This window comes from Burkholderia sp. GW821-FHT14F03, assembly GCF_058803765.1.
In genome coordinates, this window is record NZ_JBXAPG010000013.1 from 62,853 (window position 1) to 82,444 (window position 19,592).

Genomic DNA, 19,592 nt, shown 5'->3' on the forward strand with positions numbered 1-19,592 from the left:
AACGGCGCGCGGCGTTTCACGCGCCGATCTGCGGATTCATGTCGACGAGCCGATTGCTCATGACATAGAACGTCAGCTCGGCATTGTTCGACAATTTCATCTTTTCCAGCAGCCGCGTGCGGTACACGCTCACGGTCTTGACCGACAGCGACAGCGTGTGCGCGATATCGGTCAGGCGCTTGCCGGACGCGAGCATGCACAGGGTCTGGTACTCGCGGTCCGAGAGCTTCTCGTGCGGCAGCGGTTCGTTCTCGAACGACACGTATTCGGCGAGCGCCTCGGCCATCGCCGGGCTCACGTACTTGCGTCCGGCGGCGACCTGCTGGATCGCGGAGATCATCTGCGCGGCGTTGACGGTCTTCGACAGATAACCTGCCGCGCCCGCCTTGAGCGCGCGCACGGCGTACTGATCCTCGCGGTACATCGAGAACATCAGCACCGGCGTGCGCGGCAGCTTGCGCTTGATGCGCTTGAGCACCTCGATGCCGTTCATGTCGGTGAGCGAGATGTCGAGCAGGATCACGTCGTAGGCGGCCTTGTCGATCGCGGCGACCGCTTCGCAGCCGGTTTCCGCCTCCGCCACTTCGCGTGCGATGCCGCGGTCGATCAGCAGTTGCCGGATGCCTTGGCGGACGATGGCGTGATCATCGACGAGCAGGATGTGCAGGGTCATGACGGCGCCTCACGAATGCTGGATGCTGCGGGGAGCGCACTCGGCCGGGCTCAGCGCGGCCCAGTCGAAGCGCGCGCGCAGGGTCGTGCCGCGGCCGGCGCGCGACGCGCCGACCTCGAGCGCGCCGCCGAATGCCTCGCAGCGCACGCGCATGCCGCGCAGGCCATGCCCGACGCGGCCGCGGGGCGCGCCCAGGCCGACGCCGTCGTCGCTGACGGCGAGCACGAGATGGTGCTCCTCGGCCTCGATCCGCACGTCGGCGGCGCGGGCGCGCGCATGCTTCGCGGTGTTGGCGAGCGCTTCCTGCGCGACGCGGAACACGGCGAGCGCGCCGCTCGCGCTCAGGTGCGCGATGCGCGCGTCGGCGATGCAGATGAAGCTGGTGCGCAGGCCGGTGCGCTCCGAGTAAGCGCCGATCCAGGCCGACAGCGTGCCGACGAGGCCGGTATCAAGCCCGGGCGCGTCCTGGTCGGTGATCAGGCGGCGATTGGTGTCGGATGCGGCGTCGAGCGCCTGCTGGGCAAGCGCGAGCGCGCGCCGGCATCCCTCCGGCGCATCGGCCGGCAGCCAGGTGTCAACGTTTGCGAGCGCAAATCGAGCCGCGGTCAGGTCGGCGCCGAGGCTGTCATGCAGCTCGCCCGCGAAGTGGCGGCGGGCGGATTCGCCCGCGGCGACCAGTTCGGCGGCAAGCTGCCCGACGCGCGTTTCGAGCGCGGCGATCGTGGCGTGCGTGACAGCGGGATGAAAGGTGGTGGGGGGGCGAACGTCGCCGGCAATCGATTGCGGAGACGGGGACGGGGAGTTCGCGCCGGCCGACGCGCTATACGGCGTATCCATGACTCTCCCTTGTCAGAAAGCTGAGCAGATATCCGTTGCCAGCAGCGTCGATCGCGGTTGCGAAGGCGAAACTACTGTAAGGGATTTGCCAGATAGCGGAGTAACAAAATTTACACTTAGTAACATTTGATCCGGCCCTGATAGCACACTTTCCGATTACCTCTATGCGCCGCGCATGATATCCCAGAATTATAGGAAAAGTCATACCAGCCGTTGGTTTAACCGCACACATCCCGTCTCGGGATGTACCCGATGTAGGAAAAACACCGACAGACCGTGGGTAGAGGGTGGCATCGGAGTTGTAACTATTTTGAGATGCCAAGATGACGCCTTGTTACGACTTTGCCAAGGCCCCAAATAAAAAAACCGGAGCGCGCGGCTCCGGTTCTTGATGCAGATTAACTAACGGGGTTCAATCAACGAAGGCCCGCTCGATCACGTAGTGGCCCGGCGCGCTGTTCTTCCCTTCGACGAGCCCGGCCTGCTTCAGCAGTTCCGTGGTGTCGCGCAGCATCGCGGTGCTGCCGCACAGCATCACGCGGTCGTGTTCCGGCGAGAACGCGGGCAGGTCCAGGTCGGTGAACAGCTTGCCCGTCGCGATCAGGTCGGTGATGCGGCCCTCGTTCTCGAATTCCTCGCGGGTGACGGTCGGGTAATAGACGAGCTTTTCCTTGATGATGTCGCCCAGGTACTCGTGGCCCGGCAGGTCGTGCTTGATGTAATCCATATAGGCCAGCTCGCCCTTCAGGCGGCAGGTGTGCGTGAGCACGATCTTGTCGAAGCGGTCGTAGATCTCCGGATCGCGGATGATCGACATGAACGGCGCGAGGCCCGTGCCCGTCGACAACAGCCACAGAACCTTGCCCGGCAGCAGGTTGTCGGCGATCAGCGTGCCCGTCGGCTTCTTGCCGATCAGCACGGGGTCGCCGACCTTCAGGTGCTGCAGGCGGGAGGTCAGCGGGCCGTCCTGCACCTTGATGCTGAAGAACTCGAGGTGCTCCTCGTAGTTCGGGCTGACGATGCTGTACGCGCGGGCCAGCGGCTTGCCGTCGACTTCCAGGCCGACCATCGTGAATTCGCCGTTGTTGAAACGGAGGCTCTGCTCGCGGGTGCAGGTAAAGCTGAACAGCGTGTCGGTCCAGTGGTGGACGGATTGGACGATAGCGGTGTCGTATTTGCTCATGGCTTCGGAATCGGGCGAAAAACGAGGGCACCGGCCCGATCCGCGGACCGGCCGATGGCGGGCGGGAACGCACGCCTACTCGATAACAGACGAATGGGAAACTCGTTATTTTACCTTGCTTGGCGCGCCCGCGTGGCGGACCCGGGCGCGACCGGGGGAAGCCGGCCGGGCGAGCGCGTCGGCGCGGGCCTCAGCGGTCGGCCGCGAGCTTCGCGCCGAGGCCCACGAGCGCCGCGCCGCACAGCGCGTCGAGCGGCCGGCGCACGCGCCGGTAACCGGCCTGCGCGCGCGCGCTCGCGAACAGCAGCGCGACGCTGAGATACCAGCCGGCCGACAGCGCGCCGATCGTCACCAGCACGGCGCCGTCGAACCACGTCGGCACGCGGGCGGGCAGCATCGCGGCGAACACGCTGGTCCAGAACGCGCAGGACTTGGGATTGGTGAGACAGGTGAAGAGCCCGGTGCGGTACGCGCGCAGATAGTCCGCCGGCCGCGCCGGCCCGGCAGGGACGCCGGCCGTTTCGTCCGGCGCGGCCGGGCCGGGCCGTGCGCTCGCGCGCAGCAGCTTGGCGCCGAAGTAGACCAGGTAGAGCGCGCCCGCGATCCGGATGCCCTCGTAGAGCCACGCGACCTGATGCAGCAGCGCGGACAGCCCGAGCAGCGCGAGGCTCGCCCAGATCACCGACGCGGTGCCGACGCCGCATGCCGAGGCGGCCCCGAGGCCGCGCCGGCCGGCGAGCGACAGTTGCGACACCATGAAGAAATTCGGCCCCGGCGTGATGGCGGCGACCAGGTAGACGACGGCGATTTGCAGCAGGATCGGCAGGTAGCTCATGGCGCGGCGCGGAACGGACGGAACGGGGGCAAGCCGCTACTGTAACGCGCCGCCGCCGCGCCCGCGCGCATCAGTCGAGCCGCAGCCGCGCGATGTACGGCAGGTGGTCGGACAGCCACGCGGCTTCCTGCCCGGGCGCGCTCCATTCGAGCGGCGTGAGGCCGCGCACGAACATCTTGTCGAGCGCGAGCGCGGGCGAGAACGCGGGGAACGTGCGGCCGGATTCGCCGAGCAGCGTCGCGACCTCCGTCATCCCGATCTCGCCGAACAGCGGCACGGAATCGTTGCGCCAGTCGTTGAAGTCGCCCGCCAGCATGAGCGGGCCGGTGCGCGCGTGGCGGTCGATCCAGTGCGCGATCCAGTTCATCTGGCGCAGGCGCGCGGCGCGCGTGAGCGCGAGGTGCGCGCACAGCAGCGTGACGGGCTGCGCGCCCGCGAGCGTCGCGCGCGCGACGAGCAGCCCGCGCCGTTCGAAGCGGTGCGCGGAGATGTCCCAGCGGCCGCCGAGGTCGAGCGGATGCGGCGACAGGATCGCATTGCCGTGCCGCCATGACGGCTTGAACACATTGGGGCCGAGCGCGATCTGCCAGTCGAGCGCGCGGGCGATCTCGGTCGCCTGGCAATGCCAGACGTCGTCGAGCGCATCGTCCATCGGCGCGCCGAAGCCGGGGGCGAGCACCGGGCGCGGCAGGCGGCGCGCCATCGCTTCCTGCAGGAAGTACACGTCGGCGTGGGTCGACTGCATCCAGTTGCGCATCGCGTTCCACGCGGTGAAGCCGAGCGGCGAGCGGCCCTTGTGCAGGTTCCAGCTGACCGCGGTGATCTCGTTGGCGGGCGCGGCCTGCGGCGCGGCGAACGGACGAAGGTCGGGCGTGGCCATGACGGCTCAGTCCTGCGCGGTGCGCGCGCGCACGCGGTAGACGAGGCGCGGATCGTGCTCGGCCACGACCCAGTCGGTCCAGTCGTCGGCGCGCACGTTCAGGCCCGGGTGGCTCGCGACGATCTGGCGCGTGGCCGCGACGCAGCCGCCGCTGTCGTGCGACGACGTGTCGGCGAGGGTGTCCTGCGTGTCGATCGCGAGCGCGATCGAGGCGCCCTCGACGTAGAGCGGCGCGACCGTCACGGTGCGCGACGGCTCGGGCTGCGCGCCGGCGGCCGAGGCGGCCGCCGACGCCGCGCAGCCGGCGGGCGTCGTGCGGTGCGTGTCGGTGCGGGTCTGGCCGACCGTGGTGCGATGCTCGAACGTATCGATCGTCTGGCCGTCGCGCACCACCTGGATCTGCCAGTCCACGACGGGCGGCGCACCGCTCTGCGCGAGCACGGCGAGCGAGACGGCGGCGAGCGCGCCGGCAACGCAGGTTCTGAGCATGACGAGGTGGCGCGAACGCCGGATAAAGAAGCAGGGAGTCATCTTACGCTTGTACGAAAGCAACGAACGCCGGGATGCGGCGCACGGGGGCGGAGCAGGCCGGACGAGGAGAACAGGTGGGGCGTCGCGCCGGCATCTTCAAGCGAAGAAGCGGGTGAACTCGGTCACCTCGGCGCGTTCGGTGACGAGCTGGTTCGCGCGCGCGCCGGGGTCGGCGTAGCCGAGCGACATGCCGCATACGAGCTGTTCGTGCGCCGGAACCGCCAGGTGCGCGGCGATGACGCCGTGGAACGGCGTGAACGCCGCCTGCGGGCAGGTGTCGAGGCCGCGTGCGCGGGCCGCGATCATGATGCTCTGCAGGAACATCCCGTAGTCGAGCCAGCCCCCTTGCGTCATCAGGCGGTCGATCGTGAAGAACAGCGCGACGGGCGCGTCGAAGAAACAGAAGTTGCGCGCGAGCTGCGCATGCATGCGCGCGTGGTCGCCGCGCGCGATGCCGAGGAGCCCGTACAGGTCCCAGCCGATCTTGCGGCGGCGCTCCAGGTACGGCGAGCGCCATTCGCGCGGGTAATAGGGGTATTCCGCAGCATATTTCGCGTCGCGCGCGGGATCGTCGTGCGCGGCGGTCAGCGCGGCCGCCAGGGTGTCGCGGGTCGCGCCCGTCGCCGCGTAGACGCGCCACGGCTGGAGGTTGCTGCCCGACGGCGCGCGGCTCGCGGCCGCGAGGATCGCCTCGAGCGTCGCGCGCGGCACCGGCGTGGGCAGGAAGGCGCGGACCGAGCGGCGCGAGGCGAGGGCGGCGTCGACGGCGCGCAGCGCGTCGTCGGAGGGGGAAGGGTCGGACATCGGCGATTCCTGAAGCGGCGGCGCGGCCCGCGCGCCGGACCCGACGGCCCGCCCGCGGCCCGCACGGCGAAGCTTAGATGATACGCGCGGCGCGCGCCGCGTGCAGCGGCGCGCCGGTGTCAGCAGCAGACGCGGTCGGCTGCTGGCTTGCGCGCGCGGGCGGGCCCGCTACACTGAAATCGAAGGGGTCCGATGGATGGACGACGGCGGGAAGAGGTGGGCGATGACGACGGCGATGGTGAGGCAGGAACTGGCGGTCGCGTCGTTCAGCACGGTCTACGATCTCGAGCGGGTGGAGACGGCGCTGAACGACCTGAACGAAGGCGCGAGCGATGCGCTGCGCGCGACCTACGAGAAGATGCTGAAGACGGGCAACCTGCGCTTCTGCGTGAAGCCGAACCGGATGCCGGCCTTCGACGAGCTGGTCGACGCGCTGCCGAACTTCGCCGCGCCGCTCGACGACGTGCGCAAGCAGGTCGCGCTGTGCCTCGAAACCGAGGATCGGCTCGAACTGATGCCGATCCTGCTGCTCGGCGCGCCGGGCATCGGCAAGACCCATTTCGCGAAGGCGCTCGCGCAGCTGCTCGGCACCGCGTACCACTACGTGCCGATGAGTTCGCTGACGGCCGGCTGGATCCTGTCGGGCGCGTCGTCGCAATGGAAGAACGCGAAGCCGGGCAAGGTGTTCGACGCGCTCGTCAACGGCAGCTACGCGAACCCGGTGATCACGGTCGACGAACTCGACAAGGCTGGCAGCGACGCTCAGTACGATCCGCTCGGCGCGCTGTACGCGCTGCTCGAGCACGATACCGCGCGCGCGTTCATCGACGAGTTCGCGGAGGTGCCGATCGATGCGGGCAACGTGATCTGGATCGCGACCGCGAACGACGCGCAGGCGATTCCCGAGCCGATTCTCAACCGCATGAACGTCTACGAGATCGAGCCGCCCGACGCGGCGGGCGCGCGGCGCATCGCGCGCGCGATCTACGGCGAGATCCGCGAGGCGCACGCCTGGGGCCGGCGCTTCCCGGAGGCGCCCGACGCCGCCGTGCTCGACGTGCTCGCGGCGCTGCCGCCGCGCGCGATGCGGCGCGCGCTGCTGCACGCGTTCGGCGCGGCGCGCCTCGACGGCCGCGATGCGGTGGCGCCGCACGACATCCGCGCGGAGGGCGGCGGGCGGCGGCGTCCGATCGGTTTCTGAGCCGGGATCGGCAGTGCTGCGCCGCACGACGTACAATCGGGGCTCTGCTTTCGTGCGCGAGCGACGCGAATGACAATGGAGCGGATTGACTGTGTGGTGATCGGGGCCGGCGTGGTCGGCCTGGCGATTGCACGGGAACTGGCGGCCCGCGGCCGCGAGACGCTGATCCTCGAGTCCGCCGACGCGATCGGCACCGGCACGAGCTCGCGCAACAGCGAGGTGATCCATGCGGGGCTCTACTATCCGCGCGGTTCGCTGAAGGCGGCGCTGTGCGTGCACGGCCGCGATCTCCTGTATCACTTCTGCGAAACCCACCATGTACCTCACCGGCGCTGCGGCAAGCTGATCGTCGCCGCGAATCCCGCGCAGCTCAAGCAGATGAAGTTGATCGCCGCGCGCGCCGAAGAAAACGGCGTGCTCGACCTGCTGCCGCTGTCGCGCGACGAGGTGCAGGCGCTCGAACCCGAACTCGAATGCATCGGCGCGCTGTTCTCGCCGAGCACGGGCATCGTCGACAGCCACCAGCTGATGCTCGCGCTGCTCGGCGACGCCGAGCGCGGCGGCGCGGCGTGCGCGCTGCAGTCGCCCGTCGAGACCATCGACGCGACGCGCGGCGGCGACTTCGTGGTGCGCACGGGCGGCGCGGAGCCGGCCGAGTTCGGCGCGGGCTGCGTGATCAACTGCGCGGGGCTGGGCGCCCAGGCGCTCGCGCGGCGCATCACGGGGCTCGATCCGCGCTGGGTGCCGCCGCTCTATCTGGCGCGCGGCAATTACTTCAGCCTCGCGGGGCGCGCGCCGTTCTCCCACCTCGTCTATCCGATGCCCGACCGGGCCGGGCTCGGCGTGCACCTCACGCTCGATCTCGGCGGCCAGGCGCGTTTCGGCCCCGACGTCGAGTGGATCGACACGCTGCGCTACGACGTCGATCCGCATCGCGCGCAGGCGTTCTACGCGGCGATCCGCGGCTACTGGCCGGGCCTGCCCGACGGCGCGCTGCAGCCGGCCTACGCGGGGATCCGGCCGAAGATCGCCGGGCCGGGCGAGCCGGCCGCCGATTTCATGATCCAGGGGCCGGCGCAGCACGGCGTGCGCGGGCTCGTGAACCTGTACGGCATCGAGTCGCCGGGGCTGACCGCCGCGCTCGCGATCGCGCAGCGGGTCGGCGAGTTCGCGGCGCGCGCGTAGCCGGGGCGCGCCCGGGCGGCGTGCGCCGCGGCTTATCTCCGGAATTGGGGGCGCACGCAGGGGACTTGAGGGGTATGCTTGTGCGCTGCTGCCGCCAGAGCAGCACAACACCCACAATATGTCGGAGCAAGTTCCCATGAAAACGTCTCGCCGGAGTTTCCTGATTTCGAGCGTGGGCGCCGTGTCGGCGCTCGCCTTGTCGCGCCAGGCGCTGGCCGATGCGCCGCTGCTGGCCGAAACCGATCCGACCGCGGCCGCGCTCGGCTACAGGGCCGATGCGACCAAGGTCGACAAGGCCAAGTATCCGAGGTACGCGGCCGGCCAGGATTGCGCGGCCTGCATGCTGTACCAGGGCAAGAAGGGGGCGGCCTCGGGCCCGTGCGGCGCCTTCGCGGGCAAGCAGGTGTCGGCGAAGGGCTGGTGCAGCGCCTTCACGAAGATGGCGTGACGCCCGCGGCGCATCGCGCCGTGCACGACCTGAAGAGCGCCCGTCATGAAACGATGACGGGCGTTTTTTTATTGCTTGAAAACGATTCCGGTGCTTTCTACACTCGCTGCACGACAGACGAGCGGTGCGCCGCGACAATGCGCACGCCATGGAATCGACGGGTGGGGGAGGCATGGCATCGGTGGCGGATTCGACGAGGATGGCGGGCCGGACGCTGAACCGGCGCGCGGTGGTGGCGGCGGTGATCGGCAATGCGCTCGAATGGTACGACTTCACCGTGTTCAGTTTCATGGCGGTGGTGATCGCCGCGCTGTTCTTTCCGACTCACGACGAATACGCGTCCCTGCTGCTGACCACGGCCACCTTCGGCGTGGCCTTCGTGATGCGCCCGATCGGCGGCGTCGTGCTCGGGCTCTACGCCGACCGGGCGGGGCGCAAGGCGGCGCTGTCGCTCGTGATCCTGCTGATGACGGTGGGCATGTTCCTGCTCGCGGTCGCCCCGACCTACGCGGCGATCGGCATCGGCGCGCCGCTCCTGATCGTGTTCGGGCGGCTGTTGCAGGGCTTCTCGGCGGGCGGCGAATTCGGCAGCGCGACCGCGCTGCTGATCGAGGCGGCGCCGTTCTCGAAGCGCGGCTTCTACGGCAGCTGGCAGATGGCGAGCCAGGCGTCGGCGTTCCTGATCGGCGCGCTGGTCGGCGCGGCCGTCACGCGCGGGCTCTCGACCGAGGCGCTGCATGCGTGGGGCTGGCGCGTGCCGTTCCTGCTCGGGCTCGTGATCGGGCCGGTCGGCTTCTACATCCGCCGGCATCTCGCCGATTCGGAGGCGTTCCTGCACGGGCGCCAGAGCGCGCGGCGCGCCACGCTGCGCGAGGTGTTCGCCTCGCACGGGCGCGAAGTCGTCTGCGGGCTGGGCTCGGTGGTCGCGCTGACGGTGACGATCTACATCCTGATCGGCTATCTGCCGACCTTCGCGGTCAAGCAACTCAAGCTGCCCTATGCGCAATCGTTCTACGCGGTGATCGTCGGCAACCTGCTGCTCACCGTGCTGTCGCCCGTCGCGGGCGCCTGGTCCGACCGGATCGGCCGCAAGGGGCTGTCGCTGTGGTCGCTCGGCCTCACGCTCGTGCTCATCTATCCGCTGTTCGTGTGGCTCGACGCGGCGCCGAGCATCGCGCGCCTCGTGATCGTGCAGGCGGTGCTGTCGGTCACGCTGGCCGGCTACTACGGGCCGTTCGGCGCGATGATCGCCGAACTGTTCCCCGCTCATATCCGGTCGACCGGCCTGTCGCTGGCCTACAACGTCGCGGTGATGCTGTTCGGCGGCTTCGGACAGTTCGTCGTGACCTGGCTGATCCAGGCGACCGGCACGCCGCTCGCGCCGACCTACTACGTGATGGCCGGGCTCGCCTTGTCGATCGTCGCGGTGGCGTTCGTGCCCGCGCGCTCGGCGGACCTCGATTCGGGGCGGCGGCCGGCTTGAGCGTCGGCATTGATGACGCGGCGGGGGTGGGCGAACGCAGGCGCGCGATGCATGACCTGCGCCCGGTCTAAAATCATCGTCGACGAAAAAGTGATAAACAAAAAGCAAAAAGGCGCTTAAACAAAGAAAATCCGGTCATAGCGCAAAATGCTGCGGACAAAATAAACGGGACTCGCGCGCAAAATGACATGACGATGGCGCGAGTTGTCGCCGGATGCTTGTCAGGCAAGCGGGCCGGGGCAGGCCGGCCGGCCGCGCGATAAAAGCCCTTTACCGCTCCCGCCGCAATTCGCTCCGCATCGCGAATTTTCTCCAGCTTGTTTCCCGATCGAAAGCTCAAGTAATATCCGCCTACGCTGGCCCCAGGCCAGCCCCGAACTGGAGACTTGGAGGAAACATGGAACATAACCGTCTGTTGCGCGCACTGCGTGTTACCGCCATCGCGGGCGTCGCAGCGGCATCGCTCGGCATCGCGGGCTCCGCATTCGCGCAGATCCCGAACAAAACGCTCGTCTACTGCTCAGAAGGCAGCCCGTCGGGTTTCGATTCCGCGCAGTACACCACCGGCGTCGATTTCACCGCCGCCACCTTCACGGTCTACAACCGCCTCGTCGAGTTCGAGCGCGGCGGCACCAAGGTCGAGCCCGGCCTCGCCGAGAAGTGGGACGTCTCGCCCGACGGCAAGGTCTACACGTTCTCGCTGCGCCACGGCGTCAAGTTCCATACCACCGACTACTTCAAGCCCAGCCGCGAATTCAACGCGGACGACGTCGTGTTCACGTTCCAGCGCATGCTCGATCCGAACCAGCCGTTCCGCAAGGCCTACCCGGCGTCGTTCCCGTACTTCACCGACATGGGCCTCGACAAGCTGATCACCAAGGTCGAGAAGGTCGACCCGTACACGGTCCGCTTCGTCCTCGCGGAGCCGAACGCGCCGTTCATCCAGAACATGGCGATGGAATTCGCGTCGATCCTGTCGGCCGAGTACGCGGACCAGCTGCTCAAGGCGGGCAAGGCCGCCGACATCAACCAGAAGCCGATCGGCACCGGCCCGTTCGTGTTCCGCAGCTACACGAAGGACGCGACGATCCGCTTCGACGGCAATCCCGACTACTGGAAGAAGGGCGAGGTGAAGCTCGCGAAGCTGATCTTCTCGATCACCCCCGACCCGGGCGTGCGCGTGCAGAAGATCAAGCGCAACGAGTGCCAGGTGATGATCTATCCGCGCCCCGCCGACATCGCGACCCTCAAGGCCGAGCCGAGCGTCGACATGCCGTCGCAGGCCGGTTTCAATCTCGGCTACGTCGCCTACAACGTCCAGCACAAGCCGCTCGAGAAGCTCGAGGTGCGGCAGGCGCTCGACATGGCGATCAACAAGAAGGCGATCCTCGAATCCGTCTACCAGAGCGCGGGCCAGGCCGCCGATGCGCCGATGCCGCCGACCCAATGGTCGTACGACAAGAACCTGAAGGCCGCGCCGACCGACCTCGCGAAGGCCAAGGCGCTGCTCGCGAAGGCCGGCCTCGCGGGCGGCTTCGACATCACGCTGTGGGCGATGCCCGTGCAGCGCCCGTACAACCCGAACGCGCGCCTGATGGCCGAGATGATCCAGGCCGACTGGGCGAAGATCGGCGTGCGCGCGAAGATCGTCTCGTATGAGTGGGGCGAGTACATGAAGCGCTCCCACGCGGGCGAGCACGACACGATGCTGATCGGCTGGACGGGCGACAACGGCGATCCCGACAACTGGCTCGGCACGCTGCTCGGCTGCGAGGCCGTCAAGGGCAACAACTTCTCGAAGTGGTGCTACAAGCCGTTCGACGACCTGGTCCAGAAGGGCCGCGTGACCTCGGGCCAGGACGCCCGCACGAAGATCTACATGCAGGCGCAGCAGATCTTCGCGCAGCAGCTGCCGTTCTCGCCGATCGCGAACTCGACCGTCTACCTGCCGGTGCGCAAGAACGTCGTCGACATGCGCATCGAGCCGCTCGGCTACCTGCGCTTCGACGGCGTCGGCGTCAAGTAAGGCGCGGCGGGTAAGCTGTTCCCATCGGCTGGACGATAACCATCCGGCGACGGGGGGCCTGACGCTCCCCGTCGCCGGTCGCACATTTCCCCCCAAGAAAACTCGAGACGCCTCATGTTCCGATTTGTCTTGCGCCGCATCGGGATGGTGATTCCGACCTTCATCGGCATCACCATCCTTGCGTTCGCGCTGATTCACCTGATACCGGGCGATCCGATCGAAGTGATGATGGGCGAGCGCGGCGTCGACCCCGCGATGCACGCCGAGGCGATGCATCGCCTCGGGCTCGACGAGCCGCTGCCGACCCAGTACCTGCACTACGTCGGCCGTGCGCTGCACGGCGACCTCGGCACCTCGATCATCACCAACACCAGCGTGATGAGCGAGTTCCTCGCCCGTTTCCCCGCCACCGTCGAGCTGTCGCTGTGCGCGCTGCTGTTCGCGCTCGCCGTCGGCCTGCCGGCCGGCGTGATCGCCGCGCTGCGGCGCGGCACGCTGGTCGACCACGGCGTGATGGGCACGGCCCTCACCGGTTATTCGATGCCGATCTTCTGGTGGGGCCTCATCCTCATCATGGTGTTCTCGTCGTACCTCGGCTGGACCCCGGTGTCCGGCCGCATCGCGGTCGAATACGAGATCCCGCACGCCACCGGCTTCATGCTGATCGACACGCTGCTGTCCGGCGACGAAGGCGCGTTCGCGTCGGCGGTCAGCCATCTGATCCTGCCCGCGATCGTGCTCGGCACGATCCCGCTCGCGGTGATCGCGCGCATGACGCGCTCCTCGATGCTCGAGGTGCTGCGCGAGGACTACATCCGCACCGCGCGCGCGAAGGGCCTGTCGCCCGGCCGCGTGATCGTCGTGCATGCGCTGCGCAACGCGCTGATCCCGGTCGTCACCGTGATCGGCCTGCAGGTCGGCACGCTGCTGGCCGGCGCGGTGCTGACCGAAACCCTGTTCTCGTGGCCCGGCGTCGGCAAGTGGCTGATCGATGCGATCGGCCGCCGCGACTATCCGGTCGTGCAGGGCGGCATCCTGTTGATCGCGACGCTCGTGATCGTCGTGAACCTGGTCGTCGACCTGCTGTACGGCGTGTTGAACCCGCGCATCCGTCATACGAGGTAATGCCATGAGCAATCTGCAAAACGCCATGCCGGGCCGGGTCGCGCCGGCGAGCGGCCGGGCGCTCGCGCTGCGCGAGTTCTGGGCCAATTTCTCCCGCAACCGTGGCGCGGTCGGCGCGGGCCTCGTCGTGTTCGTGCTGATCTTCGTCGCGCTGTGCGCGCCGCTGATCGCGCCGCACAGCCCGATCGAGCAGTACCGCGACTACGTGAAGATCCCGCCCGCGTGGCTCGCGGGCGGCAACTGGCAGTTCGTGCTCGGCACCGACGAGGCGGGCCGCGACATCCTCTCGCGCCTGATGTACGGCGCGCGCATGTCGTTCTGGATCGGCTTCGTGTCGGTCGTGCTCGCGCTGATCCCGGGCATCGTGCTCGGGCTCGTCGCCGCGTTCTTCCAGAAGTGGGCCGACACGCCGGTGATGCGCGTGATGGACGTGCTGCTCGCGCTGCCGTCGCTGCTGCTCGCGGTCGCGGTGGTCGCGATCATCGGGCCCGGGCTCACCAATACGATGTTCGCGATCGCGATCGTCGCGCTGCCGGGCTATGTGCGCCTGACGCGCGCCTCCGCGCTCGGCGAGCTGCAAAAGGAATACGTGACCGCGTCGCGCGTCGCGGGCGCCGGCACGCTGCGCCTGATGTTCTCGCAGGTGCTGCCGAACTGCACGGCGCCGCTGATCGTGCAGGCCACGCTCGGCTTCTCGTCGGCGATCCTCGACGCGGCCGCGCTCGGCTTCCTCGGCCTCGGCGTACAACCGCCGACCGCCGAGTGGGGCGCGATGCTCGCCTCCGCGCGCGACTACATCGACAACGCCTGGTGGATCGTCACGATGCCCGGCCTGTCGATCCTGATTTCGGTGCTCGCGATCAACCTGCTCGGCGACGGGCTGCGCGACGCGCTCGACCCCAAACTCAAACGGATGGCCTGAGATGAAACGACTCCCAAGCTTGTTGTGCGCGCGGCCCCGAGGGGGCGCGGCCATCCTGGACGGGACGGCGCGGCGGAGGGCGGCATGAGCGATCTTCTGAGCATCCGCAATCTCGCGGTGAACTTCAACGGCCTGCCCGCGGTCGACCGGATCAACCTGTCGATCGCGCCGGGCGAGGTGGTCGGCGTGGTCGGCGAATCCGGCTCGGGCAAGAGCGTGACGATGATGGCGCTGATGGGCCTAATCGACGCGCCCGGCGTCGTCACCGCCGACGAGGTCACGTTCAACGGCGTCGACCTGCTCAAGGCGAGCCCGAAGGCGCGGCGCCGGATCATCGGCAAGGACATCGCGATGGTGTTCCAGGATGCGCTGACGAGCCTGAACCCGAGCTACACGGTCGGCTACCAGATCAAGGAGGTGCTGAAGCTGCACGAGGGGCTGCGCGGCGATGCGCTCAAGCGGCGCGCGCTCGAGCTGCTCGACCAGGTCGGGATCCCCGATGCGAAGAACCGCATCGACACCTTCCCGCACCAGATGTCGGGCGGCATGAACCAGCGCGTGATGATCGCGATGGCGGTGGCGTGCAATCCGAAGCTGCTGATCGCCGACGAACCGACCACCGCGCTCGACGTGACCATCCAGGCCCAGATCATGGACCTGCTGGTGCGGCTGCAGAAAGAGCGCGGCATGGCGCTCGTGCTGATCTCGCACGATCTCGCGGTGGTGTCCGAGGTCGCGCAGCGGGTTGCCGTGATGTATGCGGGCGAGGTGATCGAGACCAACCGGGTGCCCGACATCTTCGCGTCGCCGCATCACCCGTATACTGAGGCGCTGCTGGCCGCGATTCCCGAGCACAACGCGGGCGCGCGCCGGCTGGCCGCGCTGCCGGGGATGGTGCCGGGCCGCGACGACCGGCCGGGCGGCTGCCTGTTCGCGCCGCGCTGCAAGTACGTGGCCGACGGCTGCACGAAGGCGCGTCCCGCGCTCGACGTGCTCGTCGCCGGCAACGACGCGATGCGCGCGCGCTGCATCAAGCCCTTGAACCTGCATGCGATCGGCACACCGGGAGGCGCACGATGAACGCAGTACCAGCAACGTCCCGCGACGACGTCGTGCTCGTCGCCGATCAGCTCGCGAAGCATTATTCGGTGCGTCGCGGCATGTTCGGGCAGGGCACCGTGAAGGCGCTCAACGGCGTGTCGTTCCAGCTGAAGCGCGGCAAGACGCTTGCCGTCGTCGGCGAATCGGGCTGCGGCAAATCGACGCTCGCGCGCCAGCTGACCTTGATCGAGCCGCCCACCTCGGGCCGCCTGTCGATCGACGGCCGCGACGTCGCCGGCGCGGACCGCGCGACGATCGCCGGGCTGCGCCGCCGCGTGCAGATGGTGTTCCAGAATCCGTTCGCGTCGCTGAATCCGCGCAAGACCGTCGAGCAGACGCTCGGCGAGCCGCTCGCGATCAACACGCCGCTGTCGGCCGCCGAGCGCGCGCAGCGCATCGCCGAGATCATGCGCACGGTCGGGCTGCGTCCCGAGCATGCGAAGCGCTATCCGCACATGTTCTCGGGCGGGCAGCGCCAGCGCGTCGCGATCGCGCGCGCGATGATCCTCGATCCGCAGATTGTCGTCGCCGACGAGCCGGTGTCCGCGCTCGACGTGTCGATCCAGGCGCAGATCCTCAATCTGTTCATGGACCTGCAGGAACAGTTCGGCACCAGCTACGTGTTCATCTCGCACAACCTCGCGGTGGTCGAGCACATCGCCGACGAAGTGATGGTGATGTATTTCGGCAGCGTCGCGGAAGTGGGCGACAAGCAGACGCTCTACGCGCGGCCGCGCCATCCGTACACGCGCTCGCTGATGTCGGCGACGCCCGCGATCTTCGAGTCGGATCGCAGGATCCAGATCAAGCTCGAGGGCGAGCTGCCGTCGCCGCTCAATCCGCCGTCGGGCTGCGCGTTCCACCAGCGCTGCCCGTATGCGGCCGCGCGCTGCCGGGCCGAGGTGCCGGCGTTGCGCGAGGTCGACGGCCGGCTCGTGGCGTGCCATCGCGCCGAGGAAGTAGGGGAGGTGAATGCCTGAAGCAGGAGCGGCGCGCCGGTTCGCGCGCCGTATGCGTTGCGCCGGCGCCCGCGTGATGCGGGCCCGCCGGCAGGCCCGGCGCTGGCGCATCCGCGCGCTCGCCGGGCTGCTGCTCGCCGGTGCGTGCGCGGCGGCCGGCGTGCTGACGCCGGTGCGGCCCGCCCATGCGAGCGGCGCGGCCGCCGCGAACGCGCCGCTGCATCCCGCGCAGATCCCGCCGCCCGGCCTGTCGCTGCCGGGCTTCCACGCGCCGCCCGCCACGACCAATGGCACGGTGTCGAGCGGCGCGGTGCGCACCCAGCCCGCACGCATGCCGTTCTACGTCGCGACCAAGGGCAAGCTCACGCTCTACGTGCTCGGCACGCTGCATATCGGCGACCCCGCCGACTATCCGCCGGCCCTGCCGTTCCGCCGGACGATCCTGGCCGCGCTCGCCGCGTCGCCGACGCTCGCGCTCGAACTGTCGCCGGACGACCTGCTCGAATCGCAGGACGACGTATCGAAGTACGGCGTGTGCCGCTACGAATGCCTGCCGAAGCTGCTGCCCGAGCCGTTGTGGCAGAAGCTCGCGAATCGCCTGCACGGGAATCCGGCGGCGCTCGCGGGGATCCGCCGGATGCGCCCGTGGCTCGCGGCGCTGGTGGTCGAAACCTATGATTCGCTGTCGGCCGGCTTGCAGACGGAATACGGCACCGAGGCGCAATTGCAGAACGTGTTCCTGGGCAAGAAGGGCGGCAAGGTGGTCGGCCTCGAAACGCTGGCCGAGCAGATGCGCGCGTTCACCGGGCTCACGCTCGCGGAGCAGCGCGAAATGCTCGCGCAGGACATGGTGCAGACGCCCGCGCAGAACGCGGCCGACGTGAAGGCGCTGCATCGACTGTGGCGAATTGGCGACGCCGATGCGCTCGCCGCATGGGCGACCGCGAAGACCGAGCGGCTCGCGCGCGTGAGGGCGGTGGCGGAGCGCATCGACGGCAAGATCCTGTACGAGCGCAACCGGCGCTTCGTGGTCCGCATGACGCAGATCGCCGCGCCGAACCGGCCGGTGTTCGTTGCGATCGGCGCGCTGCATCTCGGCGGCCTGAAAGGCGTGCTCGAACTGTTGCGTCAGCAAGGTTGGCGGATCGACGCCGGCTGACGCATCGGGACATTCCCCCGGTTGTCGATGAATCGCGTTTCAGTAATTGACACCCCCGCGGGCAAAATCTATTCTCCACTCCACAACGTTTTCAAATCGACAAAAGCACTACGGGGAAGCACCAGAAAAACAGCGCGGGGTTGGCGTTGCCGGCACGTATCGACGTGCCGGCGGCGTTCGGTCTGCATGCAGGCGGGGCCACATCAAAATGAATCGCATGCGGGCACGTGCAGCTTGATCTGAACGTTCCGCCGTCTGGCCGGGGGGAGGTCGTACCGGATGGGCGGACGCGTTTTGATCCGCGATGCGCAGCGGGCCACGAATAAGGGTGACGTCTTTCGATGTCACATTTAAGGATGGCTGATTGATTCGCCACATCGTGTTCGAAAAAAAGCGCCGGTTCGGCGCTTTTTCTTTTTCCGCGCGCGTTCACCGGAACATCAGGATATTCAGCAGAACGATGTTGGCGGCGAGGATCGCGAGCGCGGTCGGCACCTGCACCTTGATCACGGCGTTCTTGTCCGGCAGTTCGAGCAGCGCGGCGGGCACCATGTTGAAGTTCGCTGCCATCGGCGTCATCAGCGTGCCGCAGTAGCCGGAGAACATGCCGATCGCGACCATCACCGCCGGGTCGCCGTGGAACACGTTGACGAGGATCGGCACGCCCACGCCGCCCGTCATCACCGGGAACGCGGCGAAGCCGTTGCCCATCACCATCGTGAACAGCGCCATCCCGATGCAGTACACGGCCACCGCGACGAGGCGGAAGTCGACGCTGATATAGGCGGTGGTCAGGTGCGCGACCGCCTTGCCGACGCCCGCGTCCGCGAACACGAGCCCGAGCATGCCGAGCAGCTGCGGCAGCACCGCGGCCCAGGACAGCGCGTCGACGAGGCGGCGCGTTTCGCGCAGCGACTGGCCGACCGTGTCGCGGGTCAGCGCGCAGGCGAGCGCGAGCGCGGCCACGCAGCCGATGCCGAAGCCGACCAGCGTGGCGTTCTTCGGATCGATCAGCGGCGCGCCCGCGACGTGCAGGTGCGGGGCCGCGAGCGTCACCACGACCGTCACGGCGGGAATCGTGAGCGCCGGCACGAACAGCCGGTTGCCGAGCCGCGCGGCGCTGGCGCGGCGCGCGTCGTCGGACAGCAGCCGCGGCCGCGCGGCCGTCACGCCGCCGAAGCCGGCGATCAGCGCCATCACGATCACGAGCAGGCCGACCAGCTCGACGGGCAGGTGGTCGCCGACCAGGAACACCAGCGCATAGACGATCCAGAAGCCGCCCGCGGTGAAGCGGCGCGGATGGTCGCGATCGCTGACGATCATCGCGCCGACCGCGAGCAGCACGAGTCCGAGCAGCCAGAACAGATAGGTGAGGGTGAGCGTCATGCGCGGTCTCCCGACGGTGCGGCGGCGGCTCCGCCCAGCTCGCGCTCGAGCCGGCGGTCGAGCAGCCACAGCCGGAAGCCGTGGATCAGGAAGGCGCAGAGCGCGGTCGGGATGCCCCACAGCGCGACGTGCATCGGCTCGACGGCGATGCCCGCCTCCTTCAGGAAGGTCACCATCAGCACGATCGCGCCGAACGCGACGAAGATGTCCTCGCCGAAGAACAGGCCGACGTTGTCGGTGGCGGCCGCATACGCGCGCAGCCGGTGCCGGATCGATTCGGGCAGCGGGCCGTAGCGGTGCTCGGCCGCGCCCTCGGCCATCGGCGCGATCAGCGGCCGCACCATCTGCGGATGCCCGCCCAGGCCCGTGAGCCCGACCGCGGCCGTCAGCTCGCGCACCAGCAGGTAGACGATCAGCAGGCGGCCCGCGGTGGCCGCGCGGATCGTCGAGATCCACGCCTGCGCGCGCTCGCGCAGGCCGTGCCGTTCGAGCAGGCCGATCACCGCGAGCGGCAGCAGGATGATGAGCGGGATGTTGCGGGTCTTCAGGAAGCCGGCGCCGATCGCGGCGAGGATGCGATCTGGTGGAAAGTGGGCGCTCACGGCAGTCGCGAGCGCGGCGGCGGTGACGATCAGCATCGGATTGAAACGCAGCACGAAGCCGAGGATGATCACGGCGACGCCGATCAGCGGCCATAGATTCACGGTGCTCTGCATGGACGATCTCCAAACTAGGGAAAAGGCGCCGGCCGCCGATGGCGGGCCGGCGCGCCGCGGCGCGCGACAGGGCCGCGCCGGCGCGCTTCAGCGGCTCTAACGGCCGCTTGAGGCTGCACGTCGCCGCGCGCGCCGCCG

At 68.7% G+C, this 19,592-nt stretch carries 20 protein-coding genes; 10 read left to right on the plus strand and 10 right to left on the minus strand.

The window, feature by feature from the left end; all coding sequences use genetic code 11:
* Positions 1-16: 16 nt before the first annotated feature.
* From rqpR to AC1RQF_RS11025, 7 genes are all read right to left on the minus strand, one after another.
* Positions 17-673, minus strand: coding sequence for a response regulator transcription factor RqpR (rqpR, locus tag AC1RQF_RS10995; protein ID WP_273999540.1), 657 nt, complete (start codon positions 671-673; stop codon positions 17-19).
* 9 nt (positions 674-682) lie between these two features.
* The gene (locus AC1RQF_RS11000; protein ID WP_273999538.1) at positions 683-1,510 is read right to left on the minus strand and encodes a sensor histidine kinase; all 828 of its coding nucleotides are present in this window, start codon (positions 1,508-1,510) and stop codon (positions 683-685) included.
* Positions 1,511-1,922: 412 nt separating this feature from the next.
* Positions 1,923-2,693, minus strand: a complete 771-nt coding sequence (locus AC1RQF_RS11005; RefSeq protein WP_273999536.1) for a ferredoxin--NADP reductase — start codon at positions 2,691-2,693, stop codon at positions 1,923-1,925.
* 190 nt (positions 2,694-2,883) lie between these two features.
* Positions 2,884-3,528 carry a LysE family translocator gene (locus AC1RQF_RS11010; protein WP_273999534.1) on the minus strand — a complete coding sequence of 215 codons (645 nt, stop codon included), beginning with the start codon at positions 3,526-3,528 and terminating at the stop codon, positions 2,884-2,886.
* A gap of 70 nt (positions 3,529-3,598) precedes the next feature.
* Positions 3,599-4,408 (minus strand): endonuclease/exonuclease/phosphatase family protein, encoded by an 810-nt coding sequence (locus tag AC1RQF_RS11015; protein ID WP_273999532.1) that lies wholly within the window; start codon positions 4,406-4,408, stop codon positions 3,599-3,601.
* A gap of 6 nt (positions 4,409-4,414) precedes the next feature.
* Positions 4,415-4,960 carry a hypothetical protein gene (locus AC1RQF_RS11020; RefSeq protein ID WP_492872049.1) on the minus strand — a complete coding sequence of 182 codons (546 nt, stop codon included), beginning with the start codon at positions 4,958-4,960 and terminating at the stop codon, positions 4,415-4,417.
* A gap of 75 nt (positions 4,961-5,035) precedes the next feature.
* On the minus strand, positions 5,036-5,743 hold the full coding sequence (locus tag AC1RQF_RS11025) for a nitroreductase (protein WP_273999530.1): 708 nt from the start codon (positions 5,741-5,743) through the stop codon (positions 5,036-5,038).
* A 223-nt stretch (positions 5,744-5,966) separates the two neighbouring features.
* Here AC1RQF_RS11025 and AC1RQF_RS11030 point away from each other — a divergent pair, with 223 nt between their 5' ends.
* From AC1RQF_RS11030 to AC1RQF_RS11045, 4 genes are all read left to right on the plus strand, one after another.
* On the plus strand, positions 5,967-6,944 hold the full coding sequence (locus tag AC1RQF_RS11030) for an AAA family ATPase (RefSeq protein WP_273999529.1): 978 nt from the start codon (positions 5,967-5,969) through the stop codon (positions 6,942-6,944).
* Positions 6,945-7,013: 69 nt separating this feature from the next.
* Positions 7,014-8,129: an NAD(P)/FAD-dependent oxidoreductase gene (locus AC1RQF_RS11035; RefSeq protein ID WP_492872050.1), complete on the plus strand. Its 1,116-nt coding sequence runs from the start codon at positions 7,014-7,016 to the stop codon at positions 8,127-8,129.
* Positions 8,130-8,265: 136 nt separating this feature from the next.
* Entirely contained in the window at positions 8,266-8,577 is a 312-nt protein-coding gene (locus AC1RQF_RS11040; RefSeq protein ID WP_273999527.1) for a high-potential iron-sulfur protein, read from the plus strand.
* A gap of 172 nt (positions 8,578-8,749) precedes the next feature.
* Positions 8,750-10,060: an MFS transporter gene (locus AC1RQF_RS11045; RefSeq protein ID WP_492872077.1), complete on the plus strand. Its 1,311-nt coding sequence runs from the start codon at positions 8,750-8,752 to the stop codon at positions 10,058-10,060.
* Between the two features lie 73 nt (positions 10,061-10,133).
* Here AC1RQF_RS11045 and AC1RQF_RS11050 read toward each other — a convergent pair whose 3' ends face one another.
* Complete coding sequence (locus tag AC1RQF_RS11050) at positions 10,134-10,400, minus strand: hypothetical protein (protein ID WP_492872051.1); 267 nt, start codon at positions 10,398-10,400, stop codon at positions 10,134-10,136.
* A 57-nt stretch (positions 10,401-10,457) separates the two neighbouring features.
* On the opposite strand from AC1RQF_RS11050, the gene AC1RQF_RS11055 reads away from it, so the two are divergent.
* The 6 genes from AC1RQF_RS11055 to AC1RQF_RS11080 all read left to right on the plus strand — a co-directional run bounded on the left by AC1RQF_RS11055 (position 10,458) and on the right by AC1RQF_RS11080 (position 17,352).
* Positions 10,458-12,086 (plus strand): ABC transporter substrate-binding protein, encoded by a 1,629-nt coding sequence (locus tag AC1RQF_RS11055; protein WP_273999524.1) that lies wholly within the window; start codon positions 10,458-10,460, stop codon positions 12,084-12,086.
* Positions 12,087-12,200: 114 nt separating this feature from the next.
* Positions 12,201-13,211 carry an ABC transporter permease subunit gene (locus AC1RQF_RS11060; protein WP_273999523.1) on the plus strand — a complete coding sequence of 337 codons (1,011 nt, stop codon included), beginning with the start codon at positions 12,201-12,203 and terminating at the stop codon, positions 13,209-13,211.
* A gap of 4 nt (positions 13,212-13,215) precedes the next feature.
* Positions 13,216-14,133, plus strand: a complete 918-nt coding sequence (locus AC1RQF_RS11065; protein ID WP_273999522.1) for an ABC transporter permease subunit — start codon at positions 13,216-13,218, stop codon at positions 14,131-14,133.
* A gap of 84 nt (positions 14,134-14,217) precedes the next feature.
* Complete coding sequence (locus AC1RQF_RS11070; protein WP_492872052.1) at positions 14,218-15,213, plus strand: ABC transporter ATP-binding protein; 996 nt, start codon at positions 14,218-14,220, stop codon at positions 15,211-15,213.
* Complete coding sequence (locus AC1RQF_RS11075) at positions 15,210-16,214, plus strand: peptide ABC transporter ATP-binding protein (protein WP_273999519.1); 1,005 nt, start codon at positions 15,210-15,212, stop codon at positions 16,212-16,214. The genes AC1RQF_RS11070 and AC1RQF_RS11075 overlap by 4 nt, the downstream gene beginning before the upstream one ends.
* Complete coding sequence (locus tag AC1RQF_RS11080; protein ID WP_492872053.1) at positions 16,207-17,352, plus strand: TraB/GumN family protein; 1,146 nt, start codon at positions 16,207-16,209, stop codon at positions 17,350-17,352. Before AC1RQF_RS11075 ends, AC1RQF_RS11080 begins: the two co-directional genes overlap by 8 nt.
* Positions 17,353-17,781: 429 nt before the next feature.
* On the opposite strand, the gene AC1RQF_RS11085 is transcribed toward AC1RQF_RS11080, so the two are convergent.
* The gene (locus AC1RQF_RS11085; RefSeq protein WP_252982494.1) at positions 17,782-18,738 is read right to left on the minus strand and encodes a DUF979 domain-containing protein; all 957 of its coding nucleotides are present in this window, start codon (positions 18,736-18,738) and stop codon (positions 17,782-17,784) included.
* Positions 18,735-19,454 (minus strand): DUF969 domain-containing protein, encoded by a 720-nt coding sequence (locus AC1RQF_RS11090; protein WP_492872054.1) that lies wholly within the window; start codon positions 19,452-19,454, stop codon positions 18,735-18,737. The genes AC1RQF_RS11085 and AC1RQF_RS11090 overlap by 4 nt, the downstream gene beginning before the upstream one ends.
* Positions 19,455-19,592 lie beyond the last annotated feature (138 nt).

Coding starts and splice junctions, on each gene's coding strand:
- AC1RQF_RS11010 (WP_273999534.1), bottom strand. CDS start 3,528: ATGAGCTACCTGCCGATCCTGCTGCAAATCGCCGTCGTCTACCTGGTC.
- AC1RQF_RS11065 (WP_273999522.1), top strand. CDS start 13,216: ATGAGCAATCTGCAAAACGCCATGCCGGGCCGGGTCGCGCCGGCGAGC.
- AC1RQF_RS11045 (WP_492872077.1), top strand. CDS start 8,750: ATGGCATCGGTGGCGGATTCGACGAGGATGGCGGGCCGGACGCTGAAC.
- AC1RQF_RS11030 (WP_273999529.1), top strand. CDS start 5,967: ATGACGACGGCGATGGTGAGGCAGGAACTGGCGGTCGCGTCGTTCAGC.
- AC1RQF_RS11090 (WP_492872054.1), bottom strand. CDS start 19,454: ATGCAGAGCACCGTGAATCTATGGCCGCTGATCGGCGTCGCCGTGATC.
- AC1RQF_RS11005 (WP_273999536.1), bottom strand. CDS start 2,693: ATGAGCAAATACGACACCGCTATCGTCCAATCCGTCCACCACTGGACC.
- AC1RQF_RS11035 (WP_492872050.1), top strand. CDS start 7,014: ATGACAATGGAGCGGATTGACTGTGTGGTGATCGGGGCCGGCGTGGTC.
- AC1RQF_RS11070 (WP_492872052.1), top strand. CDS start 14,218: ATGAGCGATCTTCTGAGCATCCGCAATCTCGCGGTGAACTTCAACGGC.
- AC1RQF_RS11040 (WP_273999527.1), top strand. CDS start 8,266: ATGAAAACGTCTCGCCGGAGTTTCCTGATTTCGAGCGTGGGCGCCGTG.
- AC1RQF_RS11060 (WP_273999523.1), top strand. CDS start 12,201: ATGTTCCGATTTGTCTTGCGCCGCATCGGGATGGTGATTCCGACCTTC.
- AC1RQF_RS11015 (WP_273999532.1), bottom strand. CDS start 4,408: ATGGCCACGCCCGACCTTCGTCCGTTCGCCGCGCCGCAGGCCGCGCCC.
- AC1RQF_RS11085 (WP_252982494.1), bottom strand. CDS start 18,738: ATGACGCTCACCCTCACCTATCTGTTCTGGCTGCTCGGACTCGTGCTG.
- AC1RQF_RS11055 (WP_273999524.1), top strand. CDS start 10,458: ATGGAACATAACCGTCTGTTGCGCGCACTGCGTGTTACCGCCATCGCG.
- rqpR (WP_273999540.1), bottom strand. CDS start 673: ATGACCCTGCACATCCTGCTCGTCGATGATCACGCCATCGTCCGCCAA.
- AC1RQF_RS11080 (WP_492872053.1), top strand. CDS start 16,207: ATGCCTGAAGCAGGAGCGGCGCGCCGGTTCGCGCGCCGTATGCGTTGC.
- AC1RQF_RS11025 (WP_273999530.1), bottom strand. CDS start 5,743: ATGTCCGACCCTTCCCCCTCCGACGACGCGCTGCGCGCCGTCGACGCC.
- AC1RQF_RS11075 (WP_273999519.1), top strand. CDS start 15,210: ATGAACGCAGTACCAGCAACGTCCCGCGACGACGTCGTGCTCGTCGCC.
- AC1RQF_RS11000 (WP_273999538.1), bottom strand. CDS start 1,510: ATGGATACGCCGTATAGCGCGTCGGCCGGCGCGAACTCCCCGTCCCCG.